Annotated in this window: 13 protein-coding genes and 4 pseudogenes; 10 read left to right on the top strand and 7 right to left on the bottom strand. The window is 63.1% G+C overall.

Annotated elements, in window-relative coordinates; all coding sequences use genetic code 11:
* The first annotated feature begins 297 nt into the window (after nt 1–297).
* A complete protein-coding gene (locus QMK17_RS25195) occupies nt 298–747 on the top strand; it encodes a hypothetical protein (RefSeq protein ID WP_283512028.1) in 450 nt (149 codons plus the stop codon).
* Nucleotides 748–935: 188 nt separating this feature from the next.
* Here QMK17_RS25195 and QMK17_RS25190 read toward each other — a convergent pair.
* Nucleotides 936–2302, bottom strand: a pseudogene (locus QMK17_RS25190) (IS1380 family transposase).
* 310 nt (nt 2303–2612) lie between these two features.
* Between QMK17_RS25190 and QMK17_RS25185 the strand changes: the two are divergent.
* Entirely contained in the window at nt 2613–3212 is a 600-nt protein-coding gene (locus QMK17_RS25185; protein ID WP_283512027.1) for a TetR/AcrR family transcriptional regulator, read from the top strand.
* A 36-nt stretch (nt 3213–3248) separates the two neighbouring features.
* On the opposite strand, the gene QMK17_RS25180 is transcribed toward QMK17_RS25185, so the two are convergent.
* The 4 genes and pseudogenes from QMK17_RS25180 to QMK17_RS25165 form a co-directional block, all read right to left on the bottom strand.
* Nucleotides 3249–3704 (bottom strand): MaoC family dehydratase, encoded by a 456-nt coding sequence (locus tag QMK17_RS25180; protein WP_283512026.1) that lies wholly within the window; start codon nt 3702–3704, stop codon nt 3249–3251.
* Nucleotides 3704–4531, bottom strand: a complete 828-nt coding sequence (locus QMK17_RS25175) for an SDR family NAD(P)-dependent oxidoreductase (RefSeq protein ID WP_283512025.1) — start codon at nt 4529–4531, stop codon at nt 3704–3706. Before QMK17_RS25175 ends, QMK17_RS25180 begins: the two co-directional genes overlap by 1 nt.
* A complete protein-coding gene (locus tag QMK17_RS25170) occupies nt 4528–5322 on the bottom strand; it encodes a crotonase/enoyl-CoA hydratase family protein (RefSeq protein WP_283512024.1) in 795 nt (264 codons plus the stop codon). The genes QMK17_RS25175 and QMK17_RS25170 overlap by 4 nt, the downstream gene beginning before the upstream one ends.
* Nucleotides 5323–5338: 16 nt before the next feature.
* A pseudogene (locus QMK17_RS25165) lies at nt 5339–6489 on the bottom strand (acyl-CoA dehydrogenase family protein).
* Nucleotides 6490–6585: 96 nt separating this feature from the next.
* Here QMK17_RS25165 and QMK17_RS25160 point away from each other — a divergent pair.
* From QMK17_RS25160 to QMK17_RS25140, 5 genes are all read left to right on the top strand, one after another.
* A complete protein-coding gene (locus tag QMK17_RS25160) occupies nt 6586–7329 on the top strand; it encodes a PaaX family transcriptional regulator C-terminal domain-containing protein (protein ID WP_283512023.1) in 744 nt (247 codons plus the stop codon).
* Nucleotides 7330–7453: 124 nt separating this feature from the next.
* Complete coding sequence (locus QMK17_RS25155) at nt 7454–8341, top strand: AurF N-oxygenase family protein (RefSeq protein WP_283512022.1); 888 nt, start codon at nt 7454–7456, stop codon at nt 8339–8341.
* 7 nt (nt 8342–8348) lie between these two features.
* Entirely contained in the window at nt 8349–9965 is a 1617-nt protein-coding gene (locus QMK17_RS25150) for an FAD-dependent oxidoreductase (protein ID WP_283512021.1), read from the top strand.
* 24 nt (nt 9966–9989) lie between these two features.
* Complete coding sequence (locus tag QMK17_RS25145; RefSeq protein ID WP_283512020.1) at nt 9990–11642, top strand: acyl-CoA dehydrogenase family protein; 1653 nt, start codon at nt 9990–9992, stop codon at nt 11640–11642.
* Nucleotides 11639–12658: a crotonase/enoyl-CoA hydratase family protein gene (locus QMK17_RS25140; protein WP_283512019.1), complete on the top strand. Its 1020-nt coding sequence runs from the start codon at nt 11639–11641 to the stop codon at nt 12656–12658. Before QMK17_RS25145 ends, QMK17_RS25140 begins: the two co-directional genes overlap by 4 nt.
* A 614-nt stretch (nt 12659–13272) precedes the next feature.
* On the opposite strand, the gene QMK17_RS25135 is transcribed toward QMK17_RS25140, so the two are convergent.
* A complete protein-coding gene (locus QMK17_RS25135) occupies nt 13273–13890 on the bottom strand; it encodes a TetR/AcrR family transcriptional regulator (protein WP_283512029.1) in 618 nt (205 codons plus the stop codon).
* A gap of 102 nt (nt 13891–13992) precedes the next feature.
* Between QMK17_RS25135 and QMK17_RS25130 the strand changes: the two genes are divergently transcribed.
* The 3 genes and pseudogenes from QMK17_RS25130 to QMK17_RS26565 all read left to right on the top strand — a co-directional run bounded on the left by QMK17_RS25130 (nt 13993) and on the right by QMK17_RS26565 (nt 17172).
* Nucleotides 13993–15504 (top strand): 4-hydroxyphenylacetate 3-hydroxylase family protein, encoded by a 1512-nt coding sequence (locus tag QMK17_RS25130; protein ID WP_283512018.1) that lies wholly within the window; start codon nt 13993–13995, stop codon nt 15502–15504.
* 26 nt (nt 15505–15530) lie between these two features.
* Nucleotides 15531–16049 carry a hypothetical protein gene (locus tag QMK17_RS25125; protein ID WP_283512017.1) on the top strand — a complete coding sequence of 173 codons (519 nt, stop codon included), beginning with the start codon at nt 15531–15533 and terminating at the stop codon, nt 16047–16049.
* A 32-nt stretch (nt 16050–16081) separates the two neighbouring features.
* Nucleotides 16082–17172 (top strand): annotated as a pseudogene (locus tag QMK17_RS26565) (acyl-CoA dehydrogenase family protein).
* Nucleotides 17173–17518: 346 nt separating this feature from the next.
* On the opposite strand, the pseudogene QMK17_RS25110 reads toward QMK17_RS26565, so the two are convergent.
* Nucleotides 17519–18053: pseudogene (locus tag QMK17_RS25110) on the bottom strand (IS1380 family transposase); the annotation flags it as partial.
* Between the last annotated feature and the right edge of the window lie 272 nt (nt 18054–18325).

The raw sequence follows: 18325 nt of genomic DNA, 5'->3' as shown, positions 1-18325 counted from the left end.
TCCTTGCGGATCTCGGTGAACATGCCGACAGCGCGTTCACGCAGCTCGGTGGGGTAGTTGCTTGCCGGTCGTGCCATGGCTTCATTCTCCTAAGAAGTGAAGCCTCCGGACAACCCGGTGCGGTTCATAACGAGGTTAGGCCGAGGCGTTGGCGGTCCACACTTGTGGAGTGTAGGCGCACCTCGAGGCGTAGGAGGCGTTCCTGCGCAGCCACAGTTCACTTACTTCTGCCTCGACCGCAGTCTGACCTATCCCGAACGGTGGGCCGGTGCTCCTGGGTTTCCGATTGGCCTGGCGGTGGTACCGAAGCTTGGCGAATTGTGGATCTCGACGATGCTCGGCATGTTCGTCGGTGCGCACGGGCCGGGCCCAGTGACGATTGAGGAAGTCGAATTCGATTCGCTCCCTGAACTTCCCGTTGCTGCGCCGCTCGAACTGGGCGATCCGGACGAGTGGACCGAGCGTCAACGTATCCGATTGCTGGCGGAGAACACAGCCGCGGGCCTGCTCGACATCGAGATTGACGGCTGGTTCCCCACAACGATGCTGATACTGACGTTCCGCATTCGAGGGATGAATAGCGTTTGTGCGCGGTCGATGTCCGTCTTCGATCGCGACGGTCGGCCGCGGTTATGGCAAAGCGCGCCGACGCTGATGGAGTGGATCAACCTCGACATCATGGAGGCAGGCGGTCTCGAGCGCCTGCGCAAGAAGGAGCCCGGCCGGTTCGGGTATGTGTGGACGTGAGACCTGGTGCCGCGGCTGGGAGCTACTTCGCGCATATGAGCGAAACCTAGCCTCGATCCACCGACTGACCTCGGGATGGCGGGTTGTGTTGAGGTTTTTGGTTCGCGACGGGCCAGGGCATGGGTTGGCAGCTAGTCTGCCCAGCTTGTCCACTTCGATCTCCGGTCGGGCCCTGGTGGGGCTGATGGTCAGGGTGTCGCAGTCGCGGGTGGGCTGGTGCCGATGATGTTGTCCCACAGTCGTAGCCACGCATCAGACCACGGCCAGTGACGGGGCAGTCGTAGGGTCGGTGTACGTTGTGGTCGGACGAATCGAGCCGGGACGTTGACGATCTTTCGGCGGAGAGTGGCCCCTCGTGCTTTCGCATGGGGTGCGCCCGCGAGGACTCCGGCGGAGCGCAGCAGGTTGTGGGCGATGGCGGCGCACAGCCCCCAGGCAGAGTTCGCGGCGAACGATCCCGACGGCATGCGCGCGAGCGGGCCGTCGATGAGATCGGAGAACACCGTCTCGACGATCGCATGCGCACGGTGTGTGATGTCCGCGGCCTCGGTCGGCAACGCGGAGTTGGTGAAGAACGGGTGATACCGCCACGCGGGAAACAGCGCGTCGAGGTATCTGGCGTCCTTGACCCGCCGCACGATCAACCGCGCTGTCACCGGGTTCGGGGTGGACGCGAAAGCGGTGAAGGATGTTTCGGCTACCTCGGCGTCGGAGATCCACGCCCCGGTGTCTGAATTTCGGACCGCTCCGGGTACTTCACCGGTTCCCAGGCGGTGTCGGGAATGGAGTCGATGGCTCTCTGCACGAGGGTGTTCTTGATCAGAACGACCGAGAATTCGGTGCCATGATCGAGGCAGGTCTTGACCACTCGACTGTTGCCATAGGCGGAGTCGCCGAAGACCATGATCGGTCCGGTGGCTCCGGCCATCCTCGCGGTGGTGACGGCTTGGGCGATCATCCGGGCGGCGCCTTTGCCCGATGCGGCCTTGCCGGCGCGTAGTCGCATTCCGGCGATCACGGGGGCGCAGCCAGGGGTGCTGACGATGGTGGCAAGCGGGGACAAGCCTTTGCGGAGGATCTGCTTCCCGGCGATCTTGGAGTGCCCGTAGGACGCGCCTTGTTTGGCGTGCCCGTAGACCGGGCGCAGCAGCGAGTCGATGTCGACGAACACCCGCCCGGTGACGAGGTGTGCACGAAGGACTGATTCGAGTTGGCGATTGCACCCGAAGGTGAACTCGCGCAGCAACGTTCCCAGAGTCGACGGCGCCTACACCGACTCGAAGACGTGCTTTGTCCCTCCGGATCTGAGCAGGTCGACGTCGTCGATGCAGTCAGCACCGGCGCACATCGCGGCAATCAGCGTGGTCAGTTTCGGGGCCAGGTTCGCCGAACCCGATGCCACCTTCGGTGCCGTGATGGTTACCTTGTCTGCCAGGAGGTAGGTCAAGTGCGTCTGCTGAGCGAGCGCCATGACCGGGACGAGCCCAGCCGAGGAGACGAGCGTGTCGTCGTCGAACACCGCCGAGGAACCGCGGAAGGTGTGGGCTGATCGCATTGAAAGTGTCCTTGGTCAGCCGGGCGATTTGTTGTGTGAGAGCTCAAATCTTTCCAGCTCAGGGGGCGCTTTCTTCAGTTCGACACCCCCTCACACAGCAGTTTCATCGTTGGATCGAGGCTTAGTGGCAACACTAGCTACCAGAACACCGGCAGGCTGGTCCGAGCGTCGACCGAATGCCAGTTTCAGAAGACGACTGCACTTGGTCAGACGTAGTTTGCATTCGTTTGTCGACTTGGCGAGTGCTGCCCGTTGGGTTCCTGGTGAGACAATAGAGGTTTGTCCCGCTTGAAGAGTAGGAGCTGTTGCGATGTCGATGCGGAGGATAGATCCAGAGGCGGTGCGTCGGCGGGTTGTGGAAGCTACTGTCGGGTGCTTGGTCGAGCACGGGTATGCGGGGACGACGACGCAGCGGGTGCAGGTTCAGGCCGGTGTGTCCCGCGGCGCGCTGCTACACCATTTCCCGAGCAAGCCGGCGATGTTTCTGGCTGCGGTGCAGCACGTGGGGGAGCAACAGGATGTGGCTATCCGAGCGGCGGCCGAACGTCGCGTCAGCGGATCCGACCGATTGGAGTTCGCATTCGATGTGTTGCACGATGCGATGTCGGGACCCTTTTATCTGGCCGGCTACGAATTGTGGATGGCGGCGCGCACGGACGACGATCTACGTTCGGTCCTCACTCCGTACGAGCGGAAGGTCGGTCAGAACCTGCGAGAGCTGGGCGTCCTGATTTTCGGGCCCGAATTCTCCACGCAGCCGGGGTTTCCGACTGCATTCGACGCGCTGGTTCAAGTCTTTCGCGGTCTGGCACTGACCGGAGTACTCCGCGAGAACCTTGATCGGGAGAACGAGTTGATGGCCGCGTGGCGCTCGGTTTTCCCCGCAATGTGCGGCTTGACGCAGCCGTAGCCCGCTGGCCGTTGCCGACGCGGTGTTCGACGCCCTTCATCGGTAGAGACGAATGACAGCCTCTGCCACGCACGCCGGCTTGATGGTGTCGGCAACCTCGATCGTCGCCGTCAGTGTCAGCTGCACGCAGTTGGTTGCCACTGGTTCCACGGCACTCACGACCGCACTGGCACGGATGCGCGCTCCGCTCGGGACCGGCGCGGGGAAGCGGACTTTGTTCGATCCGTAGTTCACCGCCATCGAAATTCCGCGGACTTCGAACAGTTCCGGTAGCAATCGAGCCAATATCGACACAGTGAGATATCCGTGTGCGACAGTGGTCCCGAACGGTCCGCTGCGCGCTCGTTCCGGGTCGGTGTGAATCCACTGATGATCACCGGTGGCGTCTGCGAACTGGTCGATCGTGTTTTGGTGCAACAGAATCCAGTCGGTCACACCCAGGCTCTGACCGACTGCGCCGCCGAGCGAATCGATCGAATCGAAGGTACGCATCAGCCGATCAGCCCGCCACTGCACGCGAGGACCTCGCCGGTGATGTAGTCGGACTCGGGTAGGCACAACAGGTACACGGCACCGGCTGCTTCCTCCGGAGTGCCGAGACGACCGAGCGGTGCGATGTGTTGCGCTGCTTGCAGGATCATCGGATTGACGCCTACTTTGATCTCGCGCCCCTCGATCTCGACAGTGGCGTCACCGTCGGCGCTTGCTTCGGTGAGTCTGGTCTTGATCAGGCCGAACGCCACGGCATTGACGGTGACCTGATAGCGGCCCCATTCCTTGGCCATGGCCTTGGTCATTCCAAGGATGCCTGCTTTGGCTGAGGAGTAGTTGATTTGGCCGGCGTTTCCGTAGAGACCGGCGAGCGAGGAGATATTGACCACCTTGCGGGTACTACGTTGTCCTGCAGCTGCTTCACGCTTCGCGGCGGCGCTGATGACGGGTTGGGCGGCGCGAAGAATTCGATACGGCGCCTTGAGATGGACGTCGAGAATGGCATCCCACTGTTCGTCGCTCGTCTTCTGTATGACGCCGTCCCAGGTGTATCCGGCGTTGTTGACGATGATGTCGAGTCCGCCGAACGAGCCCACCGCGGTCTCGACGAATCGTTCAGCGAATCCTACTGTCGTCACGTTTCCTGAGCAGGCGACGGCGGTGCCGCCAGCGCTTTCGATGTCGGCAACCACAGCTGCTGCGGCGGTAGGGTCCAGATCGTTGACGACCACGTTGGCACCACGAGCAGCCAGTTTGTGTGCGATGGCAGCCCCGATGCCGCGCCCGCTACCACTGACCAGCGCGGTTTTGCCAGTGAGAGTGTTCATTGCCCAATGATCCCTTCTGGTGAATCGAACGATCCGTGACGTCCGGCACCGTCGGCGAAGCGGCCGGCACCTGCGATGGCATCGCTGCCGATCGAGACGAGCCCATGATGGTATTCGTTTGCAGCAGCGTCTGTTTCGGACAAGCCGTGCTGTTCCAGCAAAGACATGCGGTCGCGGCGCATGCAGGTCTGCGGGAATGCACTGAGCTGGTGGGCCAGTTCGACAGCCGCACGAACCGCCTCACCGGTAGGCACCACTCGATGAACTAGACCGATCCGCAGTGCCTCGTCCGCATCGACCGGACGACCGGTGAGGATCAGGTCCATTGCACGACTCGTACCGATCAGCCGCGAAAGACGGTAGGTACCGCCGTCGATCAGGGGTACACCCCATCGGCGGCAGAAGACGCCGAAAATCGAGTCCTGTGCTGCAACACGTAGATCCGCCCAGGCCGCAACTTCGAGGCCACCGGCGACGGCGTGGCCTTCGATCGCAGCGATCACCGGTTTCGACAGACACATGCGGGTCATACCCATCGGAGCGTCACCATCTGGCGCGAACCGATTCCCATTGCCCGCGGCCAGTGCCTTCAGATCGGCTCCCGCGCAGAACGAGTCGCCGCGACCGTGCAGTACGGCTACTGAGGCAGCAGGATCGGCATCGAATGCGCGAAACGCATCCGCCAACGCTTCCGCAGTGGCTCGGTCGACCGCATTGCGGACGTGTGGGCGGTTGATGCCGATGAGCGTGACGGGTCCGTCGCGTTCGATGAGCACAGTGGTTTCGGTCATGTTTCACCTGTTCCGTTCAGAGCGATCGAGCGATGAGTTCTTTCATGATTTCGTTGGCCCCGCCGTAGATACGTTGGGCGCGCGCGTTGGCGTACATCTCGGCGATGGGATATTCGCGCATGTAGCCGTTGCCGCCGAAGAGCTGCAGACAACGGTCGACGACCTGACACTGAACGTCGGTTGTCCAGTACTTAGCCATCGACGCGGTCGCTGCGTCGAGGGTGCCGTTCAGGTGTTTGGTGACGCAGTCGTCGACGAAGACTTTCGCTACGCGGGCGAGTGTTGCGCACTCCGCGAGCTCGAATTTCACATGCTGCTTCGCGAACAGCGGCTTCCCGAAAACATGGCGATTCTTGGTGTAGTCCACCGCGAGATCGACCGCACGCTGTGCGCTCACCGCAGCTGCGACGGCGAGGAGCAGACGCTCCTGCGGCAGCTGCGTCATCAGCTGCACGAATCCCTGGCCCTCGACTTCACCGAGAAGGCAATCAGCGGGCACCGCGGCCCCGTCGAAGAACAGTTCCGCGGTGTCTCCGCTGTGTTGGCCGAGCTTGTCCAGCACCCGGCCACGTCGAAATCCGGGACAGTCGTTCGCATCGACCAGGAACAGGGATACACCGTGCGCTCCACCAGCGGGCTCGGTCTTGGCGGCGAGCAGGATCAAGTCAGCGGAGCCGCCGTTGGTGATGAACGTCTTCGCACCGTCGATCAGATATTCGTCGCCCCGTCGGAGTGCCCGAGTCGACATGCTCGCCAGGTCCGATCCCGCCCCCGGCTCGGTCATCGCGATCGCGGCCACGACCTCACCCGACGCCATGCCAGGAGCCAGCGATGACGCTGCTCCTCGGTACCGTACGCAAGCAAATATGGTGCCACGATGCCGCTATGGACATGGTTGCCGAAACCTGGCTCTTCGATGCGACTTTGCTCCTCCAGTACCACCATGTCATGTGCGAAGGAGCCTCCACCACCGCCGTACTCCTCGGGTACCGCCAGACACAGAAGACCGAGCTTTCCCGCCTCGAGCCAGAAGTCCCGATCAATGCATCGTTGCTCGGCCCAGCGCTTTTGGTTCGGAACGGCGACGGTCTCGAAGAATTTCCGGGCGGTGGCCCGCAATGCCGATGCTTCGTCGTCCGATGCCCAAGAAGGCGCGGTAACTGCCATATTCATCGTTACACCGTAACAGTCCGTTTGGACGGACTGTCAAGTCTTGCGGGGAGCGGTGGACCCTGACCCTCCGCCCGTCGCTATCATCTGCCGATGACCTCGGGCGGGACACGCGTGCGCAAGCTGACGGCGCGATCTGCAGTCCTCAGCGCGCTGCTGGGCGCACATCCAGCAGAAGCGTCGGCGGCCGGGATTCTGGCCATGGCGACCAAACTGGGTTTCCAGCATTCAGCGGTTCGAGTGGCGCTCACCCGATTGGTGGCCGCCGGCGACCTCGACCGAAGCGAAGGAATGTACAGGCTTTCGCCACGCCTGATCCGCCGACAACGCCGACAGGATTTTGCGTTGCAGCACGAAGCGAGCACTTGGGACGGCAGTTGGCGTCTTGCGATCGTTACCACCGGTGCAGAAGATTCCACCGACCGCGCTGCATTGCGAACAGCTTTGCGCGCAGCCAAATTCGGCGAAGTGCGCGAGGGCGTATGGGGGCGTCCGAACAACATTCCGACCACCGTGCGGGCCGACGCGAGCGAACGACTGAGTCTGTTCACTGCCGTTCCCGACGGCGACCCCGCCGAACTGGTGGAGCACGCGTTCGCACCGCAGGAGTGGGCCGGGGTCGCCGAGGAGTTGATCCGAATGCTGCGTGACGCGCCCACCCTGGTCGAACGATTCGAGATCGCGGCGGCCATCGTCCGGCACATCCTCGACGATCCACTCCTGCCTGCCGAAGCCCTTCCGACCGACTGGCCAGGGCATGACATCCGAGAGACCTACGAGGCGTTTCGGTCCGAGTTGACGGCACTGGCCGGAGGAATTCTGACAGCTACCAAGTAGTGGTCAGCGGTCGATTTTTCGACAACCATGCCCTTAAATTTACAAATCTCTAGCGCTAATCGTCCAAGATGTAATACTGTTACCGCAAGTCACATCATCTTGGATCCAACGGCAGGAGCTTGGCATGGCGTTACACGCAGGCGACATGGAAGAGACCGCAGAACGGCTCGTACGCAGCGCAGGGTTGATGTCGTTCGACGTCGACAAAGACATCGACTGGTCCGCAGGGTTCGATCCGGACCTGGCTTACTTCTCGGAGCACCGCTGTTCTCTGTACGGAACACCGACGTGGGACGCCTGGTCGCGCGATCAGAGGGTCGAATTCACGAAACATCAGCTGGCCTCGATGCACGCGATCGAAGCGTGGGTCGAAACCCTGCTGATGCAGATGTTGATCCGTCAGGTCTACAACGCGGACAGCGCAAGCGCCTATGCATGGCACTTGTACACCGAGATCGCCGACGAGTGCCGACACTCGACGATGTTCGGCCGGATGGTGGCGGCCACCGAAGCACCCACCTATCGTGCGCCCTGGTGGGCCCGCCAGGCGGGGAAGGTCTTCGCTGCGACCGCTCCTCCAGCTGTCGCCATGGCGCTGGCGATGTTCTTCGAGGAATACGGAGACGCACTGCAGCGTGAGGGCGCCGGAGACGAAGCCCTGCAGCCGCTGGTGCGCAGAGTCAGCCACATCCATGTGATCGAGGAATCACGTCACCTCAACTTCGCGCGCGCAGAACTGATCGAGCGCCTGCCGAACTCTCCCGTGGAGAAGGCGTTGGTGTCGGCGTTGTACGGGCCTATCGCCCTACTGGTGACGCGCTTCATGGTCTCGCCGCAGGTGTACGAGAACTGCGGTTTGGACAAGCGTGCAGCCACGCGGGCGGCGCGGAAGAACAAGCACTGGCGGCAGACGCAGAAGTGGGCCTCCGAGCACGCGATGCGCACCTTCGCCGAACTCGGCATCCGAAACCGTTTCGGCGACGCGCTGTGCCGCGTCGGCGGCGTCCTCTGAGCCCGCGGTGGTCCACGTCATCACGGGTTCCTGCTGCAGCGACGCCCGCTGCGTCACGGCCTGTCCGCTCGATGTCATCCATCCCCGCCCCGACGAACCCGAGTTCGCGAGTGCAGAAATGCTGCACATCGATCCGAAGACCTGCATCGACTGCGGCGCGTGCGCCGATGCGTGTCCCGTCGATGCGATCGTTCCGATCGACAAGCTTCTCCCGTCACAGCAGCACTTTGTGGAGGTGAACGCCGACTACTTCGTCGACCGCCCGGTCGCACCGTTCTCGATCGGGCCTACTCGCGCCATCCCCGTGCTACCACCCGAACTCGGAGGTGTGCGGGTAGCAATCGTCGGATCCGGCCCAGCAGGGATGTATGCGGCCGAAGAACTGTTGCGGCACAACGACATCGACGTCGATGTATTCGACCGACTTCTCACCCCCTGGGGACTCGTGCGTTCCGGCGTGGCACCGGATCATCCTGAGACGAAAGCAGTTGCGGCCACGTTCGAAACGATTGCGCGCGAGAAGAATCTGCGCCTACGACTCGGTGTCGAGATCGGTACCGACGTCTCTATCGACAACCTACGCAAGCACTACCACGCCGTCATCGTCGCCACTGGCGCACCGATCGGCCGCGCACTGGACATCCCGGGAACGACCCTTCCGGGGAGCCTGTCCGCGCACGAGTTCGCCGGGTGGTACAACGGCCATCCCGATGCAGCGGACAAGCAATTCGATCTCTCGAGCACTCGAGCGATCGTGGTCGGGAACGGCAACGTCGCCCTCGATATCGCACGCATCCTGCTCGCCGATCCGGCCGATCTCGCTGACACAGACATCGCTCCGCACGCGCTGGAAGCACTGCGACGAAGCCGCGTCCAGGAAGTCCAGATCCTCGGGCGTCGGGGGCCCCGAGACGCGGCATTCAGTGAGTCGGAACTGACCGCGCTCGCAACGATTCCCGGCCTCGACATCGACGTTGAACCACACCCCGAACTGGAGGACATGCGCGAGCTCGATCCCGGCGAAGGTGCGCTGCGTCGCAAACTGCGCTTCCTGCGGACACGCTCAGTTGATGGAAGTCGGGGCGACAAGCGAATCGTATTTCGGTTCGACACCCGCGTGACGGCAATCCACGACGCGGCTCCCGCGCTGTCGGTACAGATATCCACGGGCACCACCACCGAGATGGTCCCTGCCGCACTGGTGATCCATGCGATCGGACACGATTCTCAGCCGATACCAGGAATCCCCACGCACCCTTCGAGCGCGAGGACACCGAACGCGAAGGGACGCATCACCGACGATGTCGACGGCACCCCGATCACCGGCCTCTACACCGTCGGCTGGCACAAACGCGGCGCAACCGGCGTGATCGGAACCAATCGCAATTGCTCCCAGGAAACCGTCGGAGCTCTCCTTGCAGACCTGGCCGACGGTCGGCTCACACAGCCGATCTCCGCAGTCGCCACGCTGGACTCGATGCTCGCCGCACGGGGGATTCAGACCACAGACCTTCGAGGGTGGCACCGGATCGACACCGAAGAACGACGTAGAGGCGAGGCGGCATCGCGTCCACGCAGCAAGATCGTGCGCTACAGCGAACTGAGCACTACCGCACATCCCTGACCGAAAACCGAAGGAATCGAACACATGGCACGCCACGAAGTCACCAACCAGGTCCCCGAGCTCGTCGACTACGACGCAGCAGATCAACCCTCGGTTCTCGAAGCGGTGCATCGTGCCGGTGCCGATCACGCACTCGACGAGCTGCACCGCGTCGGACGCCTGGCCGGCAGCGCCGAGGCGATCGGATGGGGTGACGCGGCCGAGGCCAATCGACCGGTGTTGAGGTCCCACGATCGCTACGGCAACCGCGTCGACGAGGTTGTCTACGACCCGAGTTATCACCGACTGATGGGTCGGTCAGTCGAACTCGGGCTCGCCGGAACTGCCTGGACGAACCCCACCCCGAACCCACATCTGGTGCGCGCCGCGAAGTTCAGTGTGTGGGGGCAGGTCGACGCCGGTCACGGTTGCCCGATCTCGATGACCTATGGCGTCGTCCCGGCGTTGCGCGCCAACGCCGAGCTCTCTGCGCAGTACGAGCCACTACTGACCTCCACCGAGTACGACCCAGGCCTACGAGACCCGTTGTCCAAGAACGGACTCATTGCAGGAATGTCCATGACGGAGAAGCAGGGTGGATCGGATGTTCGCGCGAACACCTCTGCGGCGAAACCGATGTCCGACGGCACGTACCGCATCACCGGGCACAAGTGGTTCACCTCCGCTCCCATGTCCGACGTATTCCTGGTACTCGCTCAGGCGCCGGGCGGCCTCTCGTGCTTCTTCGTTCCACGGGTATTGCCGGACGGCACCAGAAACACGTTTGCGCTACAGCGGTTGAAGGACAAGCTGGGCAATCACTCGAACGCCAGCAGTGAAGTCGAGTACGACGACACCGTCGGCTGGCTGGTCGGCGAGGAGGGCCGTGGTGTTCCGACCATCGTCGAGATGGTAAACATGACTCGTCTGGATTGCACGATCGGTTCGGCGACGGGCATGCGGGTCGGCGTGACTCAGGCCGCCCATCACGCCGCACACCGCCGCGCTTTCGGTGCCACGCTGGCCGACCAACCGCTGATGCGCAATGTTCTCGCCGACCTCGCGGTCGAAGCCGAGGCCGCGACGACGGTCGCACTGTGGCTGGCCGACATCACCGACAAAGCAGTATCAGGAGACACACAGGCCGATGCTCTGCGCCGAATCTCGTTGGCTGTGAGCAAATACTATGTGTGCAAACGGGCACCGATGCATGCCGCCGAAGCACTCGAGTGCCTGGGCGGAAACGGTTACGTCGAAGAGTCCCGCATGCCGCGGCTCTACCGCGAGGCACCGCTGATGTCGATCTGGGAAGGATCGGGCAACGTCGCCGCACTCGACGCGCTCCGCGCGATGGCCAAACAACCGCACACCCTCACCGCCTTCTTCGACGAGGTGAAGCTGGCCAAAGGCGCTGATTCACATCTGGATTCGGCAATCTCCGAGCTCGAAACGCAATTCGCCGACTTCGCCACGATTCAGTATCGCGCACGACGCGTCGTGGGAAAGATGGCGCAGGTTCTGCAGGGTTCGCTGCTGGTTCGGCACGGGCACCCCGCCGTCGCCGATGCGTTTACGGTGAGCAGGCTCGGCAACGATCACGGTGATGTGTTCGGCACACTCCCCCACGGCACGGACACCGCAGCCATCATCGAACGTGCGACACCGAAACTCGGTATGGCAGAGACGGCCGCGAGATGACCGACGATGCGAACCATTCCGGTAGCCACACCGCAAGGTGGTACGAGAACTGGACCGAAGCTCCGGACTCGCCCTGGCAGAACCGTCCCGAACCCGACTACGACTATCACTACCCAACCCTGACCTACGAGCGAGACGGACGGATCGCCCGAATCACGTTCAACCGCCCGGAGAATGGCAACTCCATCACTCCCGATACCCCCCGTGATCTCACGCATGCGGTCGAGCGAGCCGATCTGGACCCGCGCGTACACGTGATTCTGGTCTCGGGCCGCGGGAAAGGTTTCTGCGGCGGCTATGACTTGGACATGTTCGCGGAGAAGCGCTTCGAGACCGGGGACAGCGTCGATGAGGTGACCGGAACCGTGTTGGATCCTGTGGTGAACGCGGTCAATCACGATCCGTCGGGTACGTGGGACCCGATGATCGACTACGCGATGATGAGCCGATGCAACAAGGGCTTTTCCAGTCTGTTGCATGCAAACAAGCCGACCGTAGCGAAACTGCACGGATTCGCCATTGCTGGCGGCACCGACATCGCATTGTTCAGCGACCAGATCATCTGCGCCGACGACACCAAGATCGGCTACCCGCCCACCCGCACCTGGGGTATCCCCGCGGCCGGGATGTGGGCGCACCGCCTCGGCGACGCACGCGCCAAACGTCTCCTGTTCACCGGCGACAGCATCAGCGGCAAGCAGGCAGCCGAGTGGGGACTGGCGGTAGAGTCGTGCCCAGCTACCGAACTCGACGATCGCACCGAGGCACTGGTCGAGCGGATCGCCCGGATGCCGGTCAATCAGTTGATGATGGCCAAATTGGCGCTGAACTCAGCGCTGCTGTCCCAGGGTGTAGCCAACTCCGGCATGATCAGCACCGTTTTCGACGGCATATCACGTCACACCAGGGAGGGCTACGCCTTCCAGCTACGCGCCGCCACAGTCGGTTTCCGGGAGGCAGTCCGTGAGCGCGACGAGCCATACGGCGACCACAAGCGCGCCCAGTTCGAGCGCTGACTTCGACCCTGACGACCGGACGAATCCTCAGCACACCATAGTCCTTGTGAGGAAGAGAAGTGCTGCACCGTCGCGTGAGGATGAATCAACGCCGGTCACCGCCGGGAGCGGTGACCGGCCCCCTGATGCTGAGATGTAGGTCCGGCGCGTGTGCTGAGGGCCACTCGACGCCGTCTCTTGATCCTTCGTCCGTTTCTGATTCGAGGAGTCCAGTCTGGCGCAATGATCGCGTGCGGCGGTAAGGGGGCCGTCGGTCTTTCCCACGCCCCGGTGTGTCCGTTGAACACCCGCCCGCCGTCGTCGGGGATGCGGGTATCGCGCGATTGCGACCAGCCTCCCAGCGACAACGAGAATCGCTCGGATCGATTGCATTTCCTCGTTCGTCGTAGACGATCCCGGCCCATACCATCGACACCCCCACCCCCACCGCCGCCCCCGAGCGCGCGACTACGTGGCACGCACCGAGCAGCGGGCACCGAAAACGGCAGGCTTCGGCCGCGTGTCGCTGCGCTGCGGTGCGGTCGATGTCCACCTGGCGGGATCGCGTCGGCACGGCAACCCACGTCGGGGGCCGATGAGCAATACCTGCGCCTGCTCGACGGCGTGTGGTTGACCTACTCGAATGTCGCGGCCAGGCCGTGCAGGTGTGCGTCCATCAGGTTTCTGGCGTTGAGGTCGAACAGTGCCAGACGTTTGGTGTGAGCGAGCAGAAGTAACCCCGAGGCGTGGGCGAGCACGTCTGCCATCAGCAGCTGGGCGCGGCCTGGGTCCGTGCCGTGGTCAATTGCAGCAGCGCGTAGTGGTTCGAGGCAGGCGAGGAGTTTGGTGTTGAGTTCGGTATTGAGTTCCTCGGACAGTCCTTGTGGCCGGATACCTCCCCGGAACAGGTAGAAGCCGAGGTCGAGGTCACGCGGGTTGGTGTCGTAGAAGTCGAAGAACGCCAGGCCTGCGGCAATGAACCGTTCGACGGGACCCCTGTCTGCCGCAGCGTCCTCGGTTGCCTCGCGTAGCCGGTCGAGGGATTCGCCGAGGGCGGCGGCGTAGATGTGTTCCTTATTGGGGAAGTAGGCGTAGATGGCCCCTGGGGTGTATCCGGCCGCCTTGGCGATGGCCCGCATGCTCGCCCCTTGCAAGCCTTCGACCTCGAAGATGTGCCGGGCTGCATCGAGGATGATCGTCCGCTTCATCTCGGCGACCGCATCTCGGCGTTCTGCGCGCGCGGGATCGACCATCACTTGTCCCCTTCCTTGGAAGCTGCTCCTACGCTACAGTCTTGTCACTGTTCAGTTCATTGAACAGTGTTTATTGACCCTGTTCACGAGATGCCGGTGCTGATGACCTCCGCGGAATACCGCGACTCGCTTCGTTCCTACAAGCCTCGAGTTTTCGTCGATGGTGCGGCAATCGACAGCGTCGCGGACAGCCCAGCGCTCGCGCCTGGCATCGCCGCTATCGGGGTGACCTACGATTTGGCGCTGCAGCCGCAGTACGCGGAGATGATGACGGCGAAGAACCGAGCCGGTCGGACCGTCAACCGGATGATCCACATCGACGAAACGCCCACGGACCTGCTGGCGAAGCTGGAGGCGGTCCGTCTGGTGTGCCAGGAATCCGGTTGCGCCCAGCGATATCTGAGCCACGATTCACTCACCGCTCTGCACCAGGCCACATTCCGCACTGACGCCGAGTACGGCACCGACTACCACCAACGGTTCTCGGCCTATTTGCAGCGGGTGCAGGACGAAGACCTGACCCTCGGCGTCGCGATGACCGACGCCAAGGGTGACCGCGCGAAGAAACCGGGGCAACAAGCGAATCCAGACGTATACGTGCACATCGCCGAGCGGCGACCGACCGGAATCGTGATTCGGGGCACCAAGGCCATCGTCACCGGCGCACCGTACGTGCACGAGTTTCTGGTGATGCCGTGCCGCACCATGTCGGCCGATGACGCCGACTTCGCAGTAGCGTGCGCAGTCCCCATCGATGCCCCCGGCATCACCATCGTGGCCCGCCCGGCCGGGCGTCCAGGCGAGAAGGCGGCAACCTTCTCCGCACGTTACGGCCAGTCCACGGGTGTGGTGATCTTCGAGGACGTGTTCGTGCCGTGGGAGCAGGTGTTCCTGGCCGGTGAATACGAGGAAGCCGGTTTCCTGACCACCACCTACGCCACCCATCACCGGCATTCGTGCATCGGCGCCCGCGCCGGTTTCGGGGACCTGCTGATCGGCGCGGGAGCGTTGATGATCGAGGCCAACGGGCTCGACCCGCAACGGCACAGTCACATCCGTGACCAGATGGTCGAACTGATCACCGTAGTGGAGGGCTTCTACGCCTGCGGGGTCGCCGCCTCCACCTACGCCGCGTCCCATGATTCCGGCACGGTGATCCCCGACGCGGTCTTCTCCAACATCGGCAAACTCCTGCTGGCCAACCAGATCTACGACATGCACCGGATCGCGCACTACGTCTCCGGCGGACTGATCGTCGCGCTGCCCGGGCCCGATGAGGACCACAACCCCGCCACTGCCGCCGCACTCGATGCGGTCCTCGGCGGACGCCCGGACATCCCGACCGACAAACGGCTGGCGGTCAGTCGGATCGTTGAGGACCTCACCGCCTCCTACCAGGGGGGCTGGTACTCGATCATCTCCCTGCACGGCGGCGGGTCGCCCGAGGCGATGAAACGCGAGATCTGGCGCAACTACCCGATCCCGGAGAAGACGCAGCTGGTGGAGAACCTCCTCGACCGCGGGGTCTCAGGGAACCGGCCGATCTCGAGCCGTCAGCCGGGTAAATGTTGCGCCGCCGGCTGCCAACCCCCCACTGTCCTCGACCAATCCTGACATTACGACGAACCGGAGAAACAGAAATGACCAGGACGATTCCGGGCGCCACCCACCAGGTGTTCAACCAGGTCGAGGACCTGACCGACATCGACGCCTTCGATGGCGACAAGGTCGCCTCATTTGCAATGGGCCACTACGGCGCCGGGTGGGCCGCTCCACACGCCCGCGAATTGGCCGCCACTGTGTGGAGCGCGGACACTCAGCATGCCGCGCGGCTCTCGCATCGCAACCCGCCGGAACTGCGGACCTTCGACCGCACCGGGCACCGGCTCGATGTGGTCGAGTTCCATCCCGCATACCACCAGCTGATGACGATCGCCTACCGCGGCGGTGTGCACGCGCTGCCGTGGTCGACCAGTGAGACCGGAGGGCATGCGGCCCGCGCGGTGCTCTCGTACCTGTGGAATCAAGTCGACGGCGGAACCGCCTGCCCGACAGGGATGACCATGCCGCGATCCCCATTCTGCAAGGACAGCCCGAGCTTGCAGTATGGGCCGACAGGGCTGCAGCGCTGGACTACGACCCGACATTCGGGCCGGTAGAACACAAAACCTCCGCCCACATCGGGTTCGCGATGACCGAAAAGCAAGGCGGGTCCGACCTACGGGCGAACCAGACCACCGCCATCCCGGAATCAACGAAACGCGGCCCCGGCGAGGCCTATCTGATCACCGGCCACAAGTGGTTCTTTTCGGTGCCGATGAGCGACGGCTTCTTCACCGTCGCGCACGCTGATGCCGGTCCCAGCTGCTTTTTCGTCCCCCGGTGGAAGCCTGACGGCAGTCACAACAACTTCCAGCTCCAGCGGCTCAAGGACAAGCTCGGCAACCGCAACAACGCCTCCAGCGAAATCGAATATCGCGACACGTGGGCGGTCCTGGTCGGGGAGGAAGGTCGCGGTATCCCGACCATCCTGGAATCGGCGGATCTGACCCGGCTCGACTTCGCAATCGGATCAGCAGGTCTCATCCGGGCTGCGCTGTCACAGGCGCTCGACCACGCCAACATCCGCCAAGCGTTCGGCATCCGCTGGTTGAGTTGCCCGTGATGGCGGATGTGCTCGCAGACTTGACCTTGGAATGGGCCGCGGCGGCGCACTTGGGCTTTCGGCTCGCCGCCACCGCGGACTCCGACACCGAGGATGACCGTCTGCTCTCACGACTACTGACCCCGGTGAGCAAATTCTGGAACTGCAAGCGTGCGCCCGCCGTCGTGGGCGAAGCGATGGAATGCCTTGGCGGCAACGGATACATCGAGGAACACCAGATGCCCCGCTACTACCGGGAAGCACCGCTCAACGCCATCTGGGAGGGCACCTCGAACATGATGGTCACCGACGTCGAACGCGTGCTCCGCAAGGAACCCAAGGCGCTCGAGCCTTACCTCGACGAAGTACCCCTCGCCCACGGTGTGGATCCACGACTGGACGAGACCGTCACCGTCCTCGAGCTTGCGGCCACCAACCCCGCCAACCTCACCGGGCGACGCCTCGTCAGCACCATGGCCCTCGCTCTGCAAGCGTCACTTCTGATCCGTCACGCACCGGCTGCCGTCTCCGACGCCTTCTGCGCCTCCCGACTCGCCGGTGATTGGGCCCCCACTTTCGGCACCCTGCCCGCCAGCGCCGATGCCGACGCCATCATCGACTACGCACAACTGCGCTAGAACCGACGGCCGAAGGCGCAATCATGGTGGTGGTCGGCGCGCTCGCCGTCGTCACGGCCGTCCCGATGCCACCGAACGCACCAACTCGGACACGGTTTCGGCGGCGACCACGTAGCTTGGCTATCCGGCGACAACGACATCCACCACCGGTGCGCGCCCATCAACACACGACCATCATTCGTCGCACCCGCCAGTGAGAACCAGGGGGAATTGACGCTCGAGCATGAACACAACGCACGAACCCGGCCAGGCGACATCTGCAGTGCGGAACTGACGTCGTCACCTGAAAATCGAGATCAGAAGAATCTTGCTGCGCCGCCGATCATGCCGATGAGACTGAGTCGGCGGTACTGATGATCGTCGCGAGCGGGAACAGTCCTTTGCGAAGAATCTGCTTTCTCGCGACTTTGCACTGCCGTAGGAGGCACCCTTCTTTGGCGTGTCCGTAGAAGTAGCGCAGGAGCGAGTCGATCTCGACGAACGCGCGGTCTGCGACGCAGGGCCAGATTTCGGTGCGGTGGGCGAGAGCATCGAGGTATTCACAGAAGACGGATTCGCGAGGCCGATCGTGACCTAAATTGAACTCGCGCAGCAATGTTCCGATGGCCGAGGGCGCATAGGCTGAGTAGAAGAGGTGTTCGGTACCGCCGGATCGAAGGAGGTCGATGTCGTCAAGACTGTCGGCACCGGCGCACATAGTCGCGATCAACATCGTCAACTTCGGTGCCAGGTTCGCTGCCCCCGATGCGATCTTCGGGGCAGTGATGGCCACCTTGTCCGCCGCCAGTTCGGTCAAACCGGTCTGGTCGGCGAGGGTCATGACCGGCAGCAGTCCCGCGCAGGACGAGATGGCCGTCGTCGAACTTCGCAGAATCAGCAATGAGGTGTGGGAGATCGCACTGGAATTGTCCTGTTGGTCTGGTCCGATTTGTTGTGTGAGAACTCAAATCGCCCCAGCTCAGAGGGCACTTTCATCAAATCGACACCTCGAACCTCGCAGATTCATCGGTGGATCGAGGCTTAGGCCAATACCGTTCAGTTAAGGACCTTCGAGGTATGATGAGTTGTGCCTCGTAGCGGATGGGTGAAACCGGTCTCGGATCGTCGGCTGTCGGATGTGGTGTCGGTGGGGTTGTTGACCAGGGTCTTTCCG

The organism is Rhodococcus sp. G-MC3 (assembly GCF_030063335.1).
Lineage (GTDB): Bacteria > Actinomycetota > Actinomycetes > Mycobacteriales > Mycobacteriaceae > Rhodococcoides.
Note: the sequence above shows the minus strand (reverse complement) of the source record. Positions and strands in the feature narration are given on the sequence as shown.

Excerpts from the sequence above, each read along its gene's own strand:
- QMK17_RS25185 (WP_283512027.1), top strand. The coding sequence starts at position 2,613 with ATGTCGATGCGGAGGATAGATCCAGAGGCGGTGCGTCGGCGGGTTGTG.
- QMK17_RS25180 (WP_283512026.1), bottom strand. The coding sequence starts at position 3,704 with ATGCGTACCTTCGATTCGATCGATTCGCTCGGCGGCGCAGTCGGTCAG.
- QMK17_RS25175 (WP_283512025.1), bottom strand. The coding sequence starts at position 4,531 with ATGAACACTCTCACTGGCAAAACCGCGCTGGTCAGTGGTAGCGGGCGC.
- QMK17_RS25170 (WP_283512024.1), bottom strand. The coding sequence starts at position 5,322 with ATGACCGAAACCACTGTGCTCATCGAACGCGACGGACCCGTCACGCTC.
- QMK17_RS25160 (WP_283512023.1), top strand. The coding sequence starts at position 6,586 with ATGACCTCGGGCGGGACACGCGTGCGCAAGCTGACGGCGCGATCTGCA.
- QMK17_RS25155 (WP_283512022.1), top strand. The coding sequence starts at position 7,454 with ATGGCGTTACACGCAGGCGACATGGAAGAGACCGCAGAACGGCTCGTA.
- QMK17_RS25145 (WP_283512020.1), top strand. The coding sequence starts at position 9,990 with ATGGCACGCCACGAAGTCACCAACCAGGTCCCCGAGCTCGTCGACTAC.
- QMK17_RS25140 (WP_283512019.1), top strand. The coding sequence starts at position 11,639 with ATGACCGACGATGCGAACCATTCCGGTAGCCACACCGCAAGGTGGTAC.
- QMK17_RS25135 (WP_283512029.1), bottom strand. The coding sequence starts at position 13,890 with ATGGTCGATCCCGCGCGCGCAGAACGCCGAGATGCGGTCGCCGAGATG.
- QMK17_RS25130 (WP_283512018.1), top strand. The coding sequence starts at position 13,993 with ATGACCTCCGCGGAATACCGCGACTCGCTTCGTTCCTACAAGCCTCGA.
- QMK17_RS25125 (WP_283512017.1), top strand. The coding sequence starts at position 15,531 with ATGACCAGGACGATTCCGGGCGCCACCCACCAGGTGTTCAACCAGGTC.